The organism is Flectobacillus roseus (assembly GCF_030056595.1).
Lineage (GTDB): Bacteria > Bacteroidota > Bacteroidia > Cytophagales > Spirosomataceae > Flectobacillus > Flectobacillus roseus.
In genome coordinates, this window is sequence record NZ_JASHIF010000002.1 from 108,661 (window position 1) to 124,645 (window position 15,985).

A 15,985-nucleotide genomic window follows, 5' to 3' on the forward strand; every position below is an offset into this window, starting at 1 on the left:
GGTCAAGGGTTGGGCATTCGACATTCAGCTTTTGGCTTTCGGCAAGGAGCTAAAATAAGGCTTCAAGCCGACAGCCCAATGCTCCAAGCTGACAGCCTATTTCTGCCTTTGTTGGAGTTTTTCTCCAACAAATCAGGCTATAGCAACAAGCCAGATATTAGTTCGGTGGAGAGTTTCTCACTGACCGTTTTCAGTATTGGGCTGTCTAGCCGAAAGCCCAATGCTGACAGCCGAATGCCTATTTATTTCCTGCCTTTGTTTAGAGTTTTTCTCCAGCAAATCAGGTCTTAGCAAATTTTACCCTTAATTTTTCCCAATTTTCAATTTTTAAAAACTATGAAAAAAAGAACATTTTTGAAGCAAATTGGCATAGGGTCTTTGGCCTTGGCGGGTGGTTCTAGCACTGCTGCCGTAACTAGAGAACAGCAAATTTTTTCAGCAAAAGCAAAACGTAAGTTTTGGATTTGGATAAATCCAGACCACAAAGCGACAGAAGAGACGCTGACCAAACAGTATAAAGAATTTCAAGAAAGTGGTATTACTGGTATTTTCTTTGAAGCCGATGACGAAAAGCATTTTACTATTGCTAAAAAACAAGGACTAGAAACCCACCGTTGGATTTGGACCATGAACCGTGGTGAAGAAAGCCTCTTGAAATCTCATCCTGAAATGTATGCTGTGAGTCGCAAGGGCGATTCTTGTGCGACGAAACCTCCGTATGTGGATTATTATCGTTGGTTGTGTCCATCCAAACCAGAAACAAAAGCTTATCTTGAAAATGTTGTCAAAACAGAATTAAGTAAGCCCTACGTTGATGGAATTCACTTGGATTATGTGCGTTATTGCGATGTAATTTTACCTGTAAATCTTTGGAAAAACTACGGCATACAGCAAAATCAGGAGTTACCAGAATATGATTTTTGCTACTGCGATACTTGTCGCTCGAAGTTCAAGGAGTTAAAAGGAATAGATATTTTAAAGACAGAAAATCCCGACCAAAATCTTTCTTGGCGAAAGTTCCGTTATGACAACATTACCCGGATTGTCAATCATTTGTCTGCGACGGCAGCTTCGTTCAAGAAGCCTATTACTGCTGCGGTATTTCCAACGCCAGAAGTGGCAAAGCGAATTGTTCGTCAGGATTGGACTAATTGGAATTTGTCAGGAGTTTGTCCTATGATTTATCACAAATTCTACAAAGAAGATGTTGCTTGGATTGGGGATGCTGTAGAGGAGGGTGTACGAACACTTCATGGAAAGTTTCCTCTGTATGCAGGTTTGTTTTTGCCAGATTTTGATAATCAAGGAGAAATTGTGAAAGGTATTCAACTAGCCCTAAAAAATGGCGCTTCAGGCGTTTCTCTTTTTGGAAATGTCGATGCCAAAGTTTTATCAGCCTTGAAAGAGGCCATCAAAACTGCTTAGTTGATTGAGATTATTCTCCAATTTTCATCAAAAAAGCGGGCTGAAAATGTTTTCAGCCCGCTTTTTTGATGAAAAATTGCTAGATTTTACTCGGCTTAAGACGCAATCATTGCGTCTCTACTGCTAGAATACAAATTTTAACATAATCACTCATCCACTCAATCTCAAATCACTCAATTTAGATACTAAAGCGCTGCGCGAAAATGCTCAAATGAACGCCAATATTTATCTCGATAAATAAAGTATTCGAATTTAAAGTTTTGTTCAATTTCGGGTGTGAGTTCGTAAACTTTTTTGGAAGGTTCTCTGAAGTTTTTACAAGTAAAATAAAACTCACACATATTCGATCCCACTTGTCTACCTGCGTACAAACACATGCCCGAATCCAGTAGGTTATCGAGTAGGGTATCTTCTAATTCATTCAAAATTTCGAAATCACTTTCATTGGGTAGTCCATCATTTTGCTGACCATCATATTGCAGTTCTAGGCGTAAAACCCACGGGAAGGAAGGTTTGGCATCCCAGTTGAGCAAAGGCATATTAATGCTAGCAATCAATGGCATTTCGTTTTCGCTCGTTGCCTGAAGTGTAGTGAGGGGAATATCGTCGTCGGGAATTTCGGTTGACTCATACTTTTCGATAAATTCCTTTTCTCGCCAGTTAAGGTAAGCAGGGAGTTTAGCAATTGGAATCAAATCGGGATGTGATGTATTTGGTCCTTGAATTTTGATTTGATCTAGCTGAACACCAGCATTTAATTCTCCCAAAAGATTGTCCAAAAACATATAAATACCAGAGACAATCGTACCATGTTCTTCGGTTGAGTAGTCCTGATATACAATCGTAATCGCAATCTCGTCAGGATATTGCGGATAGTCATCTGGAAAGAAACTTAAGCTTGGCGAATTGATGATTAAATCTTCAATCCCAATCTGCCAATCTTCCATATCTACAGCCTGCTTGAGCGCCGTTATTTTCCAATTGGGAAATACTGGAGCAGCCTCAATGAGTTCTTCAATAAAAACAATGTTTTTTACAATGCCATCGGCTGTCAGGATAAGTTCGGCAATGTTTTCGTCAGACATTCCCGATAAAAAAAAGATTCCTTTATGTAATTGTTCTAACCTAGGACTTAAAATAGCAAAAAATGCTTCGTCGATTTTTTCACCATCTTTAACAATGTCAAAAAACTTTTTTTCATTTTCCGAAAACCAATTCCAGAACTCTTTATATGGATTATTGGGTGCAGATTGTTTCTGAAAAAAACGTTTAATAATACTCATAAAAAATAAATATCAGATTTTAATACCGAGCAATTTTATATTAGTTTGAGATATAGCATTGCCTTGCAAGTGAATTGAGAAGTGTTCTCTAAAGTTTGGAAACTAATAGCCTTTTGAAGAAACGCAGGTTTAATGCCGAAAAAGGAAGTTAAACAAAGTAGCTATGTTAAGGGTATCAATTTTTAGGAAAATTAATGGGAATATTTTGAATCACCAAGAGTAGGTCTATCTACTTAATGATATTCTGACTAAGCGGTCGAATATCATAAAAAAAGCCTTCCCAACTAAGCTGAGAAGGCTGTATATATCGATTGTTTTTGGAAAATTCTTATCCTATAATCTTTTTCAATGAAGCTAGAATTACCACAATACCCACTAGAATCATGAGTGCTTTGGTAGGTATCTTGGTTGATAATTTAGCCGCAATTGGAGCAGCAACCATTCCTCCCAAAATTAAACCTAGAATAACTTGCCATTGTGAAAATCCAATGACAAAAATAAAGGTTAATGAAGATGAGAGAGAAATAAAGAACTCCGCTAAGTTGACTGAACCAATTGTATAGCGAGGATGACGTCCTGAAGCAATGAGCGTAGAGGAAACAATCGGTCCCCAGCCGCCACCGCCTACTGAGTCCATAAAACCACCAAACCAAGCCAAAGGTCCAATCATTTTTACGTTTTTCTTCGCCTGACGTTTTACTAAAGCCTTCTTGATAATCAAAATACCTAGGCAAAGTGTGTAGATAGACACAGCTGGTTTGACATATCCTATGTATTGTTCTAATAAGGTTGAAAGCAAATAGGCTCCTAATATGGCACCAATTACCCCTGGAATCAAGACCGCCTTGAAGAGTTTTGAGTTTACGTTCCCAAACTTCAAGTGCATATATCCAGAAGCTCCACTGGTGAAAATCTCAGAGGCGTGCACACTCATACTAATTACCGCTGGTGAAACGCCTACGTTAGCTAAAAACGTCGAAGCTGTTACACCATAAGCCATGCCTAATGCTCCGTCGACCATTTGGGCGATGAATCCAGCCATGATGAAAAAGAGAATATCGGAGGTAACTTCGCTAAATGCTGTTGTAATATTTTGAACCGTTAGGTAAGTGAATAAGAAATGCCCAACTAGCATCAACGCTAATGCATTGAAGATATGAATGACAATTTCAGCTGGTGTTCTTTCACGCTTCCATAATTTAATAATAGCTTCCTCAAATGGGTTTTTGGAGGATTTTTTCGGGACAATGGGTTTTGTTTCCTGAATTTCTGCTTGTGTCGAGCCTTCTATCATTGGTCTATAAAATCAATATTTCCTACAAAGTTAATAGAGTTTTATTATTCTACAAATATGATAGAGTAAATATTTTGTTGTAAAATTATTTTATTTCTTCAGTCGATATACAAAGATTGCGTCTTGACTTGAATCTATTTGAACATTTTCTTTTGGGGTGAATAAGGGTACCTACCAAGTAAAACTTTAGATCAAGAACTAGGTAAATTATTCCCTTTGGCACGAGATGTGTGTTAATTTCATTACAAACCTCTTTTTCCTTTGCAATGATTATAAACAGCTTTCATTATTGGAATAGAAATACCAAATCAAATCTTCAGGTAAAATAGTTTAAACTTAGCCTCTACAAAATCTCCTACAGGAAATTCCGACAAAAATCTGTAATTTTGCCAAAATTTTCGAGCGCTGAATGTTCAACCGCATTTTATGCTCCAATCATTCAATTTTATAGAAATGTCTGCAGAATACAACTTTAGAGAAGTAGAACAAAAATGGCGTCAGTTTTGGGATGAAAACCAAACCTACAAAACTGAAATCGACCACTCAAAACCAAAGTATTATGTGTTGGATATGTTCCCTTATCCATCAGGAGCGGGTTTGCACGTAGGTCACCCACTTGGGTATATCGCAAGTGATATTGTGAGCCGTTATCGTCGCCTCAAGGGTTTCAATGTATTACACCCAATGGGTTTTGACTCTTTTGGTTTGCCTGCTGAACAATACGCTATCCAAACGGGTCAGCATCCTGCCATTACAACCGAAGATAATATTGCTACATATATTCGTCAGTTGAAACAAATCGGTTTTAGCTACGACTGGTCAAGAGAAGTGCGTACTTCAGATCCTAAGTTCTACAAATGGACTCAGTGGATTTTTATGCAACTTTTCAATCACTATTACGACAAAGATGCCAATAGAGCTTTGTCTATTGATTCTTTGGTAGAACGTTTTGCAGAATCTGGAAACACTGCCGTGAAAGCGGTTTGTGATGAGGAGACGCCAACATTCACTGCAGAAGATTGGAATAATATGTCGGGTCATCAGCAACAAGAATTGTTGTTGAAATACCGTTTGACTTTCCCTGATGAATCTGTAGTAAACTGGTGCCCAGGTTTAGGAACAGTTTTGGCCAACGATGAGGTAAAAGACGGTGTTTCTGAACGTGGAGGATTTCCAGTTGAACAAAAGAAAATGAAGCAGTGGTCTATGCGTATTACAGCGTATGCAGACCGTTTGATTGATGGCTTGAACGAAGTAGATTGGTCTGATGCTATCAAAGAACAACAACGCAACTGGATTGGTCGCTCACAGGGTGCATCGGTTCGTTTCAAAGTTGACCGTTCTACAGTATCAGAAGAAGCACCAGAATTTATCGAAGTATTTACGACTCGTGTAGATACCATTTACGGCGTAAGCTTTATGGTAATTGCTCCAGAGCACGATTATGTTCCATATTTGACCACTGAGGCTCAAAAAGAGGAGGTTGATGCTTATGTTAATTGGGCAAAATCTCGCTCAGAGCTAGATCGTATGTCTGAGGTAAAACGTGTTTCAGGTGCGTTTACTGGAAGCTACGTTATCAATCCATTCAACGACGAGAAAGTACCTATCTATTTAGCTGATTATGTGTTGGCTGGTTATGGTACAGGTGCTGTCATGGGCGTGCCATCGGGTGACCAACGTGACTGGAATTTTGCAACACATTTCAATTTGCCAATTATTCCAATTTTGGATGCGCAAAAAGAAATTGAAACACAAGCAGATAATACAAAAGAAGGTAAATATATCAACTCTGGTATCATCAATGGCATGGAATACAAAGAGGCTACGGCTACGTTGGTTCAGTCATTGGAGGAAAGAGGTATTGGTAAAGGTAAAACACAATTCCGTTTGCGTAATGCGGTATTTAGCCGTCAACGCTATTGGGGTGAGCCAGTGCCAGTATATTTCAAAGATGGTTTGCCATACTTGATTGAAGAATCAGAATTGCCATTAGAGTTACCTTCAATTGATAAATATTTACCAACCGAAACTGGCGAACCACCACTTGGTCGTGCAGAAGGTTGGAAATACAAAGGCGAATACGAATACGAATTGAGTACCATGCCGGGTTGGGCAGGGTCATCTTGGTATTGGTATCGTTATATGGACGCGCAGAACGAGGAGGCAATGGCAAGCAAAGAGGCTATCGATTATTGGCAAGCAGTTGACTTGTACATTGGTGGTTCTGAGCATGCTACAGGTCACTTGTTGTATAGCCGTTTCTGGAATAAATTCTTGAAAGATATTGGTTTGGTAAACGAAGAAGAATTTGCCAAAAAGTTGATCAACCAAGGTATGATTCAAGGTCGTTCTAACTTTGTGTATAGACTCAAAGAAGTAAACACTAAAACTAATACTGTTAATTCTACGAATATATTTTTCTCTTATGGATTTGTAGAAAAGTTCAAGAAAAATGAATTATCTGCAATAGATATTGCAAATATTTACTCTGGGTATATTAAGAACAGTATAAATTTAGAAAACACGGCTATCGATGAAAAATTAAAACATTTAATCGAGCAAGGACATATTGTTTTCGACTTCACCCCATTGCACGTTGACGTAAATATCGTAAGCAATGAAATCTTGGATATTGCGGCGTTTAAAGCTTGGCGTTCTGACTTTGCGGAGGCTGAATTTATCTTGGAAGGCGACAAATATATTTGTGGAGTAGAGGTTGAGAAAATGTCAAAATCGAAATACAATGTCGTAAATCCAGATGTATTGGTGGATAGAGTAGGGGCAGATACCTTACGTTTGTACGAAATGTTCTTGGGCCCATTGGAGCAAGCTAAACCTTGGAATACTAATGGTATCGACGGTTCTTTCAGATTTATCAAAAAAGTATGGCGTTTGTTCTACGATGAGCAAGGCAACTGGAAAGTAAAAGACGAAAAAGCTACCAAAGAAGAGTTGAAAGTACTACACACAGCCATTAAGAAAGTTGAAGACGATTTAGAGCGCTATTCGTTCAATACCGTAGTTTCAAGTTTGATGATTTGTGTAAATGACTTGGGCTCTTTGAAATGTTCTAAAAAGGAAATTTTGGAACAATTAGTAATCTTAATGTCTTCATATACACCACACTTGTCTGAAGAATTATGGTCGTTGTTAGGTCATGAGGCTGGAACTGTTTCTAAGGCTTCTTTCCCTAAATTTGAGCCCTCATACTTGGTAGAATCAAGTTTTGAATACCCAATTTCTATCAATGGCAAAGTAAGAACAAACATTGCTTTTCCTGTAGATTTGGCTAGTTCAGAAATCGAAGCTGGTGTATTGGCAAACGAAGTAGTACAAAAATGGCTTGAAGGAAAAACACCTAAGAAAGTTATTGTTGTGCCGAAACGTATTGTTAACGTTGTGTTGTAGAATAATTTAGAATGGTGAATTGTGAGTGGTGAATTTAGTTTTTAAAAAGAAATTCACCAGCAGAGACGTAATTCTTTGCGTCTTAACAAAGTATCATTTTGAAATATAGTATCTAAAAAGGCGGTCGAAACTAGTTTTTCGACCGCCTTTTTGGTTGCGGGTGAATAAATTCACCGGCTAAATGGAATCATGCAGGTTTACCCATTAAATTTTCGTCACTACGGAGTTGATATGAAATGTTATTGACGTACAGTTTGTTACTTAGAAGAGAGATTATTCATCTTTAACCAAAATCATAAATCATCTCTTTATTCGTTCTGAACAAAACAACTTTGAAAAAATGGACATTACAGCATTACAATTCCCCATTGGAAAATGGTCGCCAAAAGGCGAGTACACACCAGAAGAGTTTCAGGAAAGACTCAATACCTTAAAGAATATCCCTGCCGAGTATCGTGCTTTAACTGAAAATCTATCGCATGAAGATTTACAAAAACAGTATCGTGAAGGAAGTTGGACTATTCAGCAATTAATCAATCATGTGGCAGATATGCATCTTTTGCATTACATCCGTTTCAAACATGCCTTGACAGAAACCGACCCTAATGGTGTAGTAGCTAAAATTGATGCTTGGGCAACGATGGAGGAGGCAAAAACAGCACCTATTGCATTTTCTTTACAAATGATAGAAGGTACACATGCTCGTTGGACGTATCTCATTGAGCAAATGTCAGAGGAGGAATTTCAGAGGGGATATTATCATCCAATTCGTCAAATATATATCAAATTAATTGATGCCTTGGATATGGGTGCTTGGCATGCCAAACACCATTTAGAGCATATCAAATTGGCGTTGGGTAAGTAAAGGGTATTCTTAATTGAGTGAATTGAGAATGAGTGATTTTTACTATATATTTCATTTGTAGAGACGCAATATTTTTCGTCTAGATATGGGTTATTTAGCATATTGATATTACTGTACTGGCTGACTCAGCTTTAGACGCAAAGCATTGCGTCTCTACCAGTAAAACTCAAATAATAATCACTAAATCACTCATTCAACATTCACTAAATCACATACGTTAATGCCACAGTTTGTTTGATTTTGCATAAAATCGCCAACTCAGTAATGATGCCGAAACAAACAAACTAGAAGTTAGTCCAATCCAGATACCAATATGTTTGAGGTCAAGTACAAACCCCAAGAAATAGCACATTGGTAGACCAACCACCCAATAAGCAATAAAGGTAATGACTGTTGGCACATTGACATCAGCAATACCTCGTAAGATACCTACACTCACTGCCTGTACTCCATCGAATAACTGAAATATTCCACCCCAAATAATTAATTCGGCAGCCAGTGCTACAACTTGGTCGTCTTTGACATAGCTTGCCAAAAAATCATTGAATATCAGGAATATCACGCTGCAAGTTCCCATAAAAATTAGCCCCATCAATAAGGCAGACGTTCCTGCATTGATGATGGCTTTTCTATTTTTTTCACCCATCCCCGAACCTACACGGATACCTCCCGCAGCACCAATGCCTGTTGCCGCCATAAAGGTCATAGATACAAAACCTATAGCCACTTGGTGTGCAGCCTTATGTGGCAAACTGATCCATCCCATCATGACAACAGCACCATAAAAGGCAGCAACCTCACTAAATCCCTGAAATCCGCTCGGAATACCCAGCTTCATTATTTTGCCAACCAGTGTTCTGATAGAATCCAAACCTTGCTTTGAGGCTTGCAAATACGGTTTGAAAGCTTTGCCACGAAGAGTATAAATTATAATGGCAACCGCCATATAAGTTCTAGCAGTTAGGGTTGCATAACCAGCGCCATTTAAGCCTAGAGCAGGAATAATATCCTTGTAACCATTAATTAAAAAATGATTTAAAACCACGTTGAGTAACAAGGCACTGATGGTAATTTGCATGGCAACTTTGGTATGCGAAAGTCCGTCAGTAAAACTTTTGATTGCTGAAAATACAAAAGAAGGAAAGATAGAAATGGTGATTATCCAAAGAAAATCTAGGGTCATCGATTTGATTTCTTTAGGTTGTTTCAACAAGTCAATATTCAGCCCAATCAACACGATGATTAGAGCACATATTACGCTCATAATGAGCGAAACTACCACACTTGCACGAAGTAATTGTTTACATTGCCCAGGGTTGTTTGAGGATTGCGCCGATGAGACAAGTGGCGCCACTACTTGCAAGCAGATATAGCCAATGATAGCGATATTAAAGAAAATACCATTTGCATCAGCAGCAGCGGCCAAGGCCTGAACAGAGCCATGCGCCATGCGACCTACTTGCACTGTATCTGCAAAACCCATTAACATTACCCCAACTTGAGCGGTAATAATGGGTAGTGCAAGGTTAAAAGTAGCTTTAAAATCAGATTTATAACGATTGAGAAAAGTATTCAAGAGAATGGATGGTTTTGTTGTTGATAAAATTCAGAGGGCGAAATTACAAAAAAATAACCTCACACTTGGTGAGGTCATAGGGAGTTTTCTTCAAATAGTCACAACGGAGTATTATTTTAGCAAATCATCGAGATGCAAAGTTTTCCTATTTTCATAAATTTCTACAAATTGTTTGAATTGATAATATCCATACTTAAATGGATCCTTCGAGAGCTCATCATAATTTGTATTAAAAAATTTAAGAGGATCTTCTCCTTTTGGTACTGGATTAGGAAGTTGTTTGGTAAATTTTAAGGCGTATTGATAACATTTTTGTAGCTCTTTCTCATAGCCCGCTTCTTGCCAGTAAGCAATCGCAATTTGGTTGGCTAAATATTCCCCTTCGTAGAAATCCAAATTCTTTCGATTGGCTTTTTTTGTTAAATAAAAATCCGTTCCGTGTCCTAATTCATGAATGATATAAAAGCCATTAAAAAATAGACCAAACATTTCTTCCCCTTTGCTTTTACTCTTATTGAGTTCTGTAAAAAAGGCTTTTTGAGGCTCAATTACCTGTGCCCAGAGAGGTAAATTAATGGTAGACAATTCATGATCCCAGTACACTAAATAGGGACTTGTGTTTAAAATAGCTTTAGCTTTTGGTAAAATATTGCCTAATTTCTGAGCAATTCTGATCTGATATTTGAGCCTCACAACATTGGCATCTCTTACCAATAACGTAGAGTCTGTATAGCGATGAAACAGCCCATTTTGAGAAAATGTCAGACTGTAAGTTACGCAAAGAAGGAATAGCGATAGGAATATATGTTTTTTCATCAAGGAAAGCTGGATTTAAGGTTCAATTTTAGTAAAGTTAACCTTTTTGCTTGTCTGATATATATTGCAAGGTTTTAATTTAGTATCTGGTTTATTGACAGCTGTAAGGTGCTGAAGTACAATAAGGTAAGAGTAGCATTTTTAGAAAAGAATCATTTTTGGAAAAATAAAAGCCGTAAGAAACAGAAGCTTCCTACGGCATAATTGAAAGGGGATAGATAGTGTTAAAATTTTGCTTGATTGGAAATGGGCAGTCTATTTTGACTGCCTTTTCCGTTATCAAATTTATACAAATGGTTAATGCTACACAGTAAAGTAGGGACTTCATTGACAAATTGTGCGGCTTTGTTTAAAGTCCCCAAAGGAGTTGAACTCCATATTTTGTTGTACTCAGAGAATATCTTTTTAAGGCACTAGGGGTGAGGGTATAGGGTTTAGTTTTTTTCGAAAAAAGTTGAAAAAGTGAGTAAATAGGATGTGGGAGCGTTTTGCCCTAACCCCTAACCCCTAACCCCTAACCCCTACCATCACTTCCTCAATATCAGCCTCGGAGATAGCAGGATTAGCTCCGCTGTGAGAAGCAACAAGGGCACCAATGGCACAGGCAAAATTCAGCGCATATTCTGAGGATTTTTCTGCTAGAATATTTTTCAAGAAACCTGCTAAAAATGAATCGCCACTTCCGATGGTATCTGCCACGACCACTTTGTATCCTGCTTGTTGAAAAAAATGTTTTTTACCATCGTTTTCTAATCTTAACAGAATCGCTCCGTCGCCACCTTTGGTCACTATTAAAGTTTTAATATTGAATTTTTGGCTAATTTCACGTAACTGGTTTTCTTCATCTCCTTCTATTTCGTACCATTTTGCAACGATTTTTAGCTCATCTTCATTGAGTTTTACGATATCCGCATATTGTAAAAACTCCTCAATTAAACCTTGTGAATAGTGTGGAGGACGAAGATTTATATCGAATACCTTCAAGACCTTAGAGTCTTTTGGTAAATTTTTCAAAATACTCAAAAGCGTTTGATATGAGGTATCGTCACGACTTGCCAAAGTGCCAAATACCAAGGCAGAAGCCTGATTGACTAGCTGTTGAGTAGCTTCATTGGTCTGAATGAAATCCCATGCCACGGGGTGAACAATGGTATACGTTGCCTCATTCTTTTCAGACAGTTGTACTTTTACCCATCCTGTCGTTAAAGTTTCGTCTTCCTGAATCCACTCAGTGGTACAATTTTTACTTTCTAGAAAAGCTTTAATTTCTGCCCCTAATTCATCTTTTCCTACACGGCTAATCATTTTGGCTGGAATTCCCAAGTTTTGTAAATGCGTTGCCACATTCATGGGAGCTCCTCCAGGTAATTTGCCACTAGGAAGCATATCCCATAAAACTTCACCAAAACAGCAGATATATTGTTGCATTTTCTGAATGATTAAATCGTTATTTTTTCGTTTTCCAAAAGTCAGCTGAACTTATAAAATTTGATTAAACTCCAATCGTTCGCCATCTGGCCCTTTAATATTGAAGTATTTACAGCCATTTTTCCAAAAAGGAAGAAAAACAGGTGCTTTTTCCAAAATTTCATACCCACCTGCCTTGAGTGTTGCAAAAGTCTGGTCTATATCTTCCACATCAAAGGCAATATGGTCGACATGACCATCTTTTCTGCAAGCAATTTCGGGTAAAACTGTTTCTGGAAATTGATAAATTTCGATGATAATTTCACCACTTTTCATCATGGAAACTTTTCCGTTTCCCTCGGGATGCTCAAAAGCTGATCCCATAACGTTTTCAAAACCTAAGCTTTGATAAAATGCCTCTGATTTTTCGAGATTAGTGACAGGAATACCTATATGTTGTATTTTTTTTAAGACCAATGACATAGCGAAGTGGCTGATTTTTGAATTAGTGAATCAATCTTTTTTGCAAATCTTCGAGCGAAACACCTTTGGTTTCAGGCATCATTTTCCATACATAAATCAATTGGAAAACCATCATGACGCTGAAAAAGGCAAAGATGGGACCACCACCCAAATGATCGGCAAAGTATGGGAAGAAATTGGCAATCAACGCTGCAAATACCCAGTGTGTCAGTGAACCAAACGCCATACCCGAAGCACGAACCGAGTTAGGGAAAATTTCAGAAATAAATACCCAAATCACTGAACCTTGACCGATTGCGTGTGCCCCAATAAAAGCAAACACATAGTAAGGCACATAGGCATATGATTCGTTATAAAAAGCCATGGCAATCAATGCCAAAGAAATGATGTAACCAATCGAGCCAATGTACATCAATACTCTACGACCATAACGATCAATCAAATACCAACCAATAATCGTAAAAATCAAGTTGAAAACTCCAATGCCCGATGTTGAAAGTAATGCCCCTTCTTTACCCAAACCTGTCATTTCGAAAATACGAGGTGCATAATAAATCACCGCATTGATTCCCGAAGCCTGATTGAAGAAAGAGAATAAAAAGGCCAATAGGAGTGGGAAGAAGTATTTTTTCGAGAAAAGTTTATCCGTGCTACTCGATGCTTCTTGTTTGGCTGACACCATGATTTCATCGACTGCTCCCGAGACGTTTTCTTCCGTAATGGCTAACACTTCTCTTGCTTTGGCTTCGTCACCCTTGTAGAGCAATAGCCATCTCGGTGTTTCTGGGGTAAATAACATCAAAACTGAAAATAACAATGATGGAAAAGCCACAACACCCAACATCCAGCGCCACGAATCTGCACCGCCTTGAAGAAGATAGTTAGAAACATAGGCAATCAAAATACCAAAAACAATATTGGCTTGGAACGAAATCACCATACGACCACGATATTTTGGTGGAGCAATTTCGGAAATATAAACAGGTGCAACCACCGAAGACGCACCGATGCTCAAACCTCCAATAAATCTAAAAACCATAAACATATTCACGCCAGAAGCAATTGCCGCTCCAACTGAGGAAAGGAAAAACAGAATACCAATCCACAAAAGTGTGTTTTTGCGTCCATACTTATCGGCTGGAATACCACCGAATGCAGCGCCAATTACAGTACCATATAAGGCAATGGCAACTGCCAAACCGTGAGTCCAACTATCGAGATTCCACAGTTTTTGGATTTCGAGTTCCGCTCCCGAAATTACAGCAGTATCTAGACCAAATAGGAAGCCTCCCAAACCCACAGTAATAGACCAAAGTATCAGTTTATTGTTCATCGATTATTTTTTTAGAGATTGAAATATCCTTAATAATACAACTTTATCAGAACCACAGTTAAATACCATCTGCTTTTTGCCCAAAGCTCAAAGCCAATTCTGGATAGTTATTTTGGTATTTATCAAAGAATGAATGCAAAAATATAAAGGCTATTGTTTAATTAATTATTTGTTTTATTCTATTTTTAGTAAGAATGTTTTGAAGATATTGTACTATTTTTGTAACAAATCGGAACAATTTGGAACAGTCTGGAAAAGATGAACATAGAGAAAAACGTTTGCGAAAAATTATATTCAGAAGTAAAAACTAAACTTCAACAAGAGCTTACCAAAAGGGGGAAAACGTTTCGAGGGTCTGAAACACATATTTGGAAAATGACTGAACCGAAACTAGAGAAAACCTATTTTCAATTAGTTCTGGAAGAAAATACTGGATTGAGTTTTTCGGCAACTTTTAACAATATGTACCTCTGGCGAAAAATGAATGAGGTGCAAACCAAAAAGGTAGTCAATTTTCAAGAAGACTATTTGGTCATGTTTGTGAAGTTTTTAGGATATGAAACTCCACAAGCCTATCTCGACCAGTTTTCGATGAATTTGCTGGACTTTTTTGGTATCAAAAAAGAGAGTAAAATTTGGATGATTCAGGCGATATTTGATGCCAAAGACCAACAAAATCCGAGTGGGTTATTTGAAGGGAAATCTCCAAGAAGTGATGAGCAAACCGTAGATTCGCGAGACACCGAATGTTTGCTTGAAATCATAGATCTTTTTCATGAAAGTAATTACATTTTGCCCAAAAGACATTATGATCAAGACTTGGTAAAACTAGACCACGGACAATATTTTTTGAAAGAAGCCGATGCTCCATGGGATAAAGTAGATTGTGTATTTGCGATAGGTTTTTATTCTAATTATTTTGTTAAATGGGCCTTACAGCAAGAATTGGGCGCTTATATCGAGTTTGATGAAAATAATACTCGATTTAGAGTACGCTATTACAATCAGATTTTAGAACAATCACTCTGGAGCGATTATTATGAAAGTAATGCAGGGTTTGATGTAGGATTTTTGGCAAAAGTCCCCATGCAACTACCTAATAATCGGGTAATTACTGCCTATTTTATTTCAGGTATAGAAAACAAATCTACTCGCTCCATGACTAGCTATCTTTGTCAAAATTGGAAAGCCATTGCCGGCAAATACGACGTAGAACAAAACCTATCAATAGACAATTCACCTTTTGTGATGGTATTCAAAGTCAATAAATCTAATTTAAGAGAACTGTATTGTCAGCAGGTGGTGAGGGTGGAGTGAATTTTAGATTGATGAAAAATTAATTTAGTACAACACTTTTAAGTATACTTTTGCAAGACATACAAGATACCGTTGATAAATGAAACTATAAAATTTATGAATAATGTTAAAATACTAATTGCAGATGACCATGCTATAGTAGCTGAAAGCTTGGGGATGTTGATTGATATGCAAGACAACTATGAGGTAATAGGCATTGTATCAAATGGCTGGCAAGCACTTAGTTTTATAGAAAGTAATCCAATTGACATTATAATTGCCGATTTGCATATGCCCCTGTTGAATGGAATCAATATGGCATTGAGATTACGAGAGAAATCATCTGACGTGCGTGTAATTATATTGACAATGAGCGAGGAGGCTGATGATATTCGAGAGGGATTGAAGGCAGGTATCCATGGGTACGTGATGAAGAGCGCTGAGAAGTCAGAATTGTTGCAGGCTATTGAAATGGTGGCTAGTGGTCACAAGTTTTTTAGTGAAAAAATTGTTAAAAAATTAGCTGAGATTCCAAATCCTGAAAACTTTACTGGACAAGCATCCTTGGATGATGATTCGCCACTTACTGCAAGAGAACTTGAAGTGATGAGATTGGTATTACAAAATAAAACAAGCCAAGAAATTGGAGAAGAATTGAGCGTGGCAGTTACTACTATTCAGACACACCGTAGAAATTTAATGAAAAAAATAGGAGTAAATAATAGTATCGGACTCATGCAATGGGCTATTGCTCATGGTTTTATGGAATCTGGAAGTTGAATTGTTAGAAAGGTTG

12 protein-coding genes are annotated in these 15,985 nt (G+C 37.8%); 5 read left to right on the top strand and 7 right to left on the bottom strand.

From position 1 onward, the window contains the following. The first annotated feature begins 336 nt into the window (after positions 1–336). Positions 337–1,425, top strand: coding sequence for a family 10 glycosylhydrolase (locus tag QM524_RS00620; RefSeq protein WP_283343019.1), 1,089 nt, complete (start codon positions 337–339; stop codon positions 1,423–1,425). Positions 1,426–1,610: 185 nt separating this feature from the next. On the opposite strand, the gene QM524_RS00625 is transcribed toward QM524_RS00620, so the two are convergent. Both QM524_RS00625 and QM524_RS00630 read right to left on the bottom strand, forming a co-directional pair. Next, positions 1,611–2,708, bottom strand: a complete 1,098-nt coding sequence (locus QM524_RS00625; RefSeq protein ID WP_283343020.1) for a DUF695 domain-containing protein — start codon at positions 2,706–2,708, stop codon at positions 1,611–1,613. A 328-nt stretch (positions 2,709–3,036) separates the two neighbouring features. Then, positions 3,037–4,002, bottom strand: a complete 966-nt coding sequence (locus QM524_RS00630) for a sulfite exporter TauE/SafE family protein (protein ID WP_166578942.1) — start codon at positions 4,000–4,002, stop codon at positions 3,037–3,039. Positions 4,003–4,455: 453 nt separating this feature from the next. Between QM524_RS00630 and QM524_RS00635 the strand changes: the two genes are divergently transcribed. Then, the gene (locus QM524_RS00635) at positions 4,456–7,413 is read left to right on the top strand and encodes a leucine--tRNA ligase (RefSeq protein ID WP_283343021.1); all 2,958 of its coding nucleotides are present in this window, start codon (positions 4,456–4,458) and stop codon (positions 7,411–7,413) included. A gap of 340 nt (positions 7,414–7,753) precedes the next feature. Continuing rightward, positions 7,754–8,278 (top strand): YfiT family bacillithiol transferase, encoded by a 525-nt coding sequence (locus QM524_RS00640; protein ID WP_283343022.1) that lies wholly within the window; start codon positions 7,754–7,756, stop codon positions 8,276–8,278. Between the two features lie 217 nt (positions 8,279–8,495). On the opposite strand, the gene QM524_RS00645 is transcribed toward QM524_RS00640, so the two are convergent. The 5 genes from QM524_RS00645 to QM524_RS00665 form a co-directional block, all read right to left on the bottom strand. Next, positions 8,496–9,854 carry an MATE family efflux transporter gene (locus QM524_RS00645; RefSeq protein ID WP_283343023.1) on the bottom strand — a complete coding sequence of 453 codons (1,359 nt, stop codon included), beginning with the start codon at positions 9,852–9,854 and terminating at the stop codon, positions 8,496–8,498. Positions 9,855–9,965: 111 nt separating this feature from the next. Continuing rightward, positions 9,966–10,670 carry a hypothetical protein gene (locus tag QM524_RS00650; RefSeq protein ID WP_283343024.1) on the bottom strand — a complete coding sequence of 235 codons (705 nt, stop codon included), beginning with the start codon at positions 10,668–10,670 and terminating at the stop codon, positions 9,966–9,968. A 507-nt stretch (positions 10,671–11,177) separates the two neighbouring features. Continuing rightward, the gene (locus QM524_RS00655; protein ID WP_283343025.1) at positions 11,178–12,098 is read right to left on the bottom strand and encodes a carbohydrate kinase family protein; all 921 of its coding nucleotides are present in this window, start codon (positions 12,096–12,098) and stop codon (positions 11,178–11,180) included. Positions 12,099–12,149: 51 nt separating this feature from the next. Then, positions 12,150–12,560, bottom strand: coding sequence for a VOC family protein (locus QM524_RS00660; protein WP_283343026.1), 411 nt, complete (start codon positions 12,558–12,560; stop codon positions 12,150–12,152). A gap of 22 nt (positions 12,561–12,582) precedes the next feature. Then, complete coding sequence (locus QM524_RS00665; RefSeq protein WP_166578948.1) at positions 12,583–13,893, bottom strand: sugar porter family MFS transporter; 1,311 nt, start codon at positions 13,891–13,893, stop codon at positions 12,583–12,585. A 258-nt stretch (positions 13,894–14,151) separates the two neighbouring features. Between QM524_RS00665 and QM524_RS00670 the strand changes: the two genes are divergently transcribed. Then, the gene (locus tag QM524_RS00670) at positions 14,152–15,210 is read left to right on the top strand and encodes a hypothetical protein (RefSeq protein WP_283343027.1); all 1,059 of its coding nucleotides are present in this window, start codon (positions 14,152–14,154) and stop codon (positions 15,208–15,210) included. Positions 15,211–15,306: 96 nt separating this feature from the next. After that, complete coding sequence (locus QM524_RS00675; RefSeq protein WP_283343028.1) at positions 15,307–15,969, top strand: response regulator; 663 nt, start codon at positions 15,307–15,309, stop codon at positions 15,967–15,969. Positions 15,970–15,985: the final 16 nt, after the last annotated feature.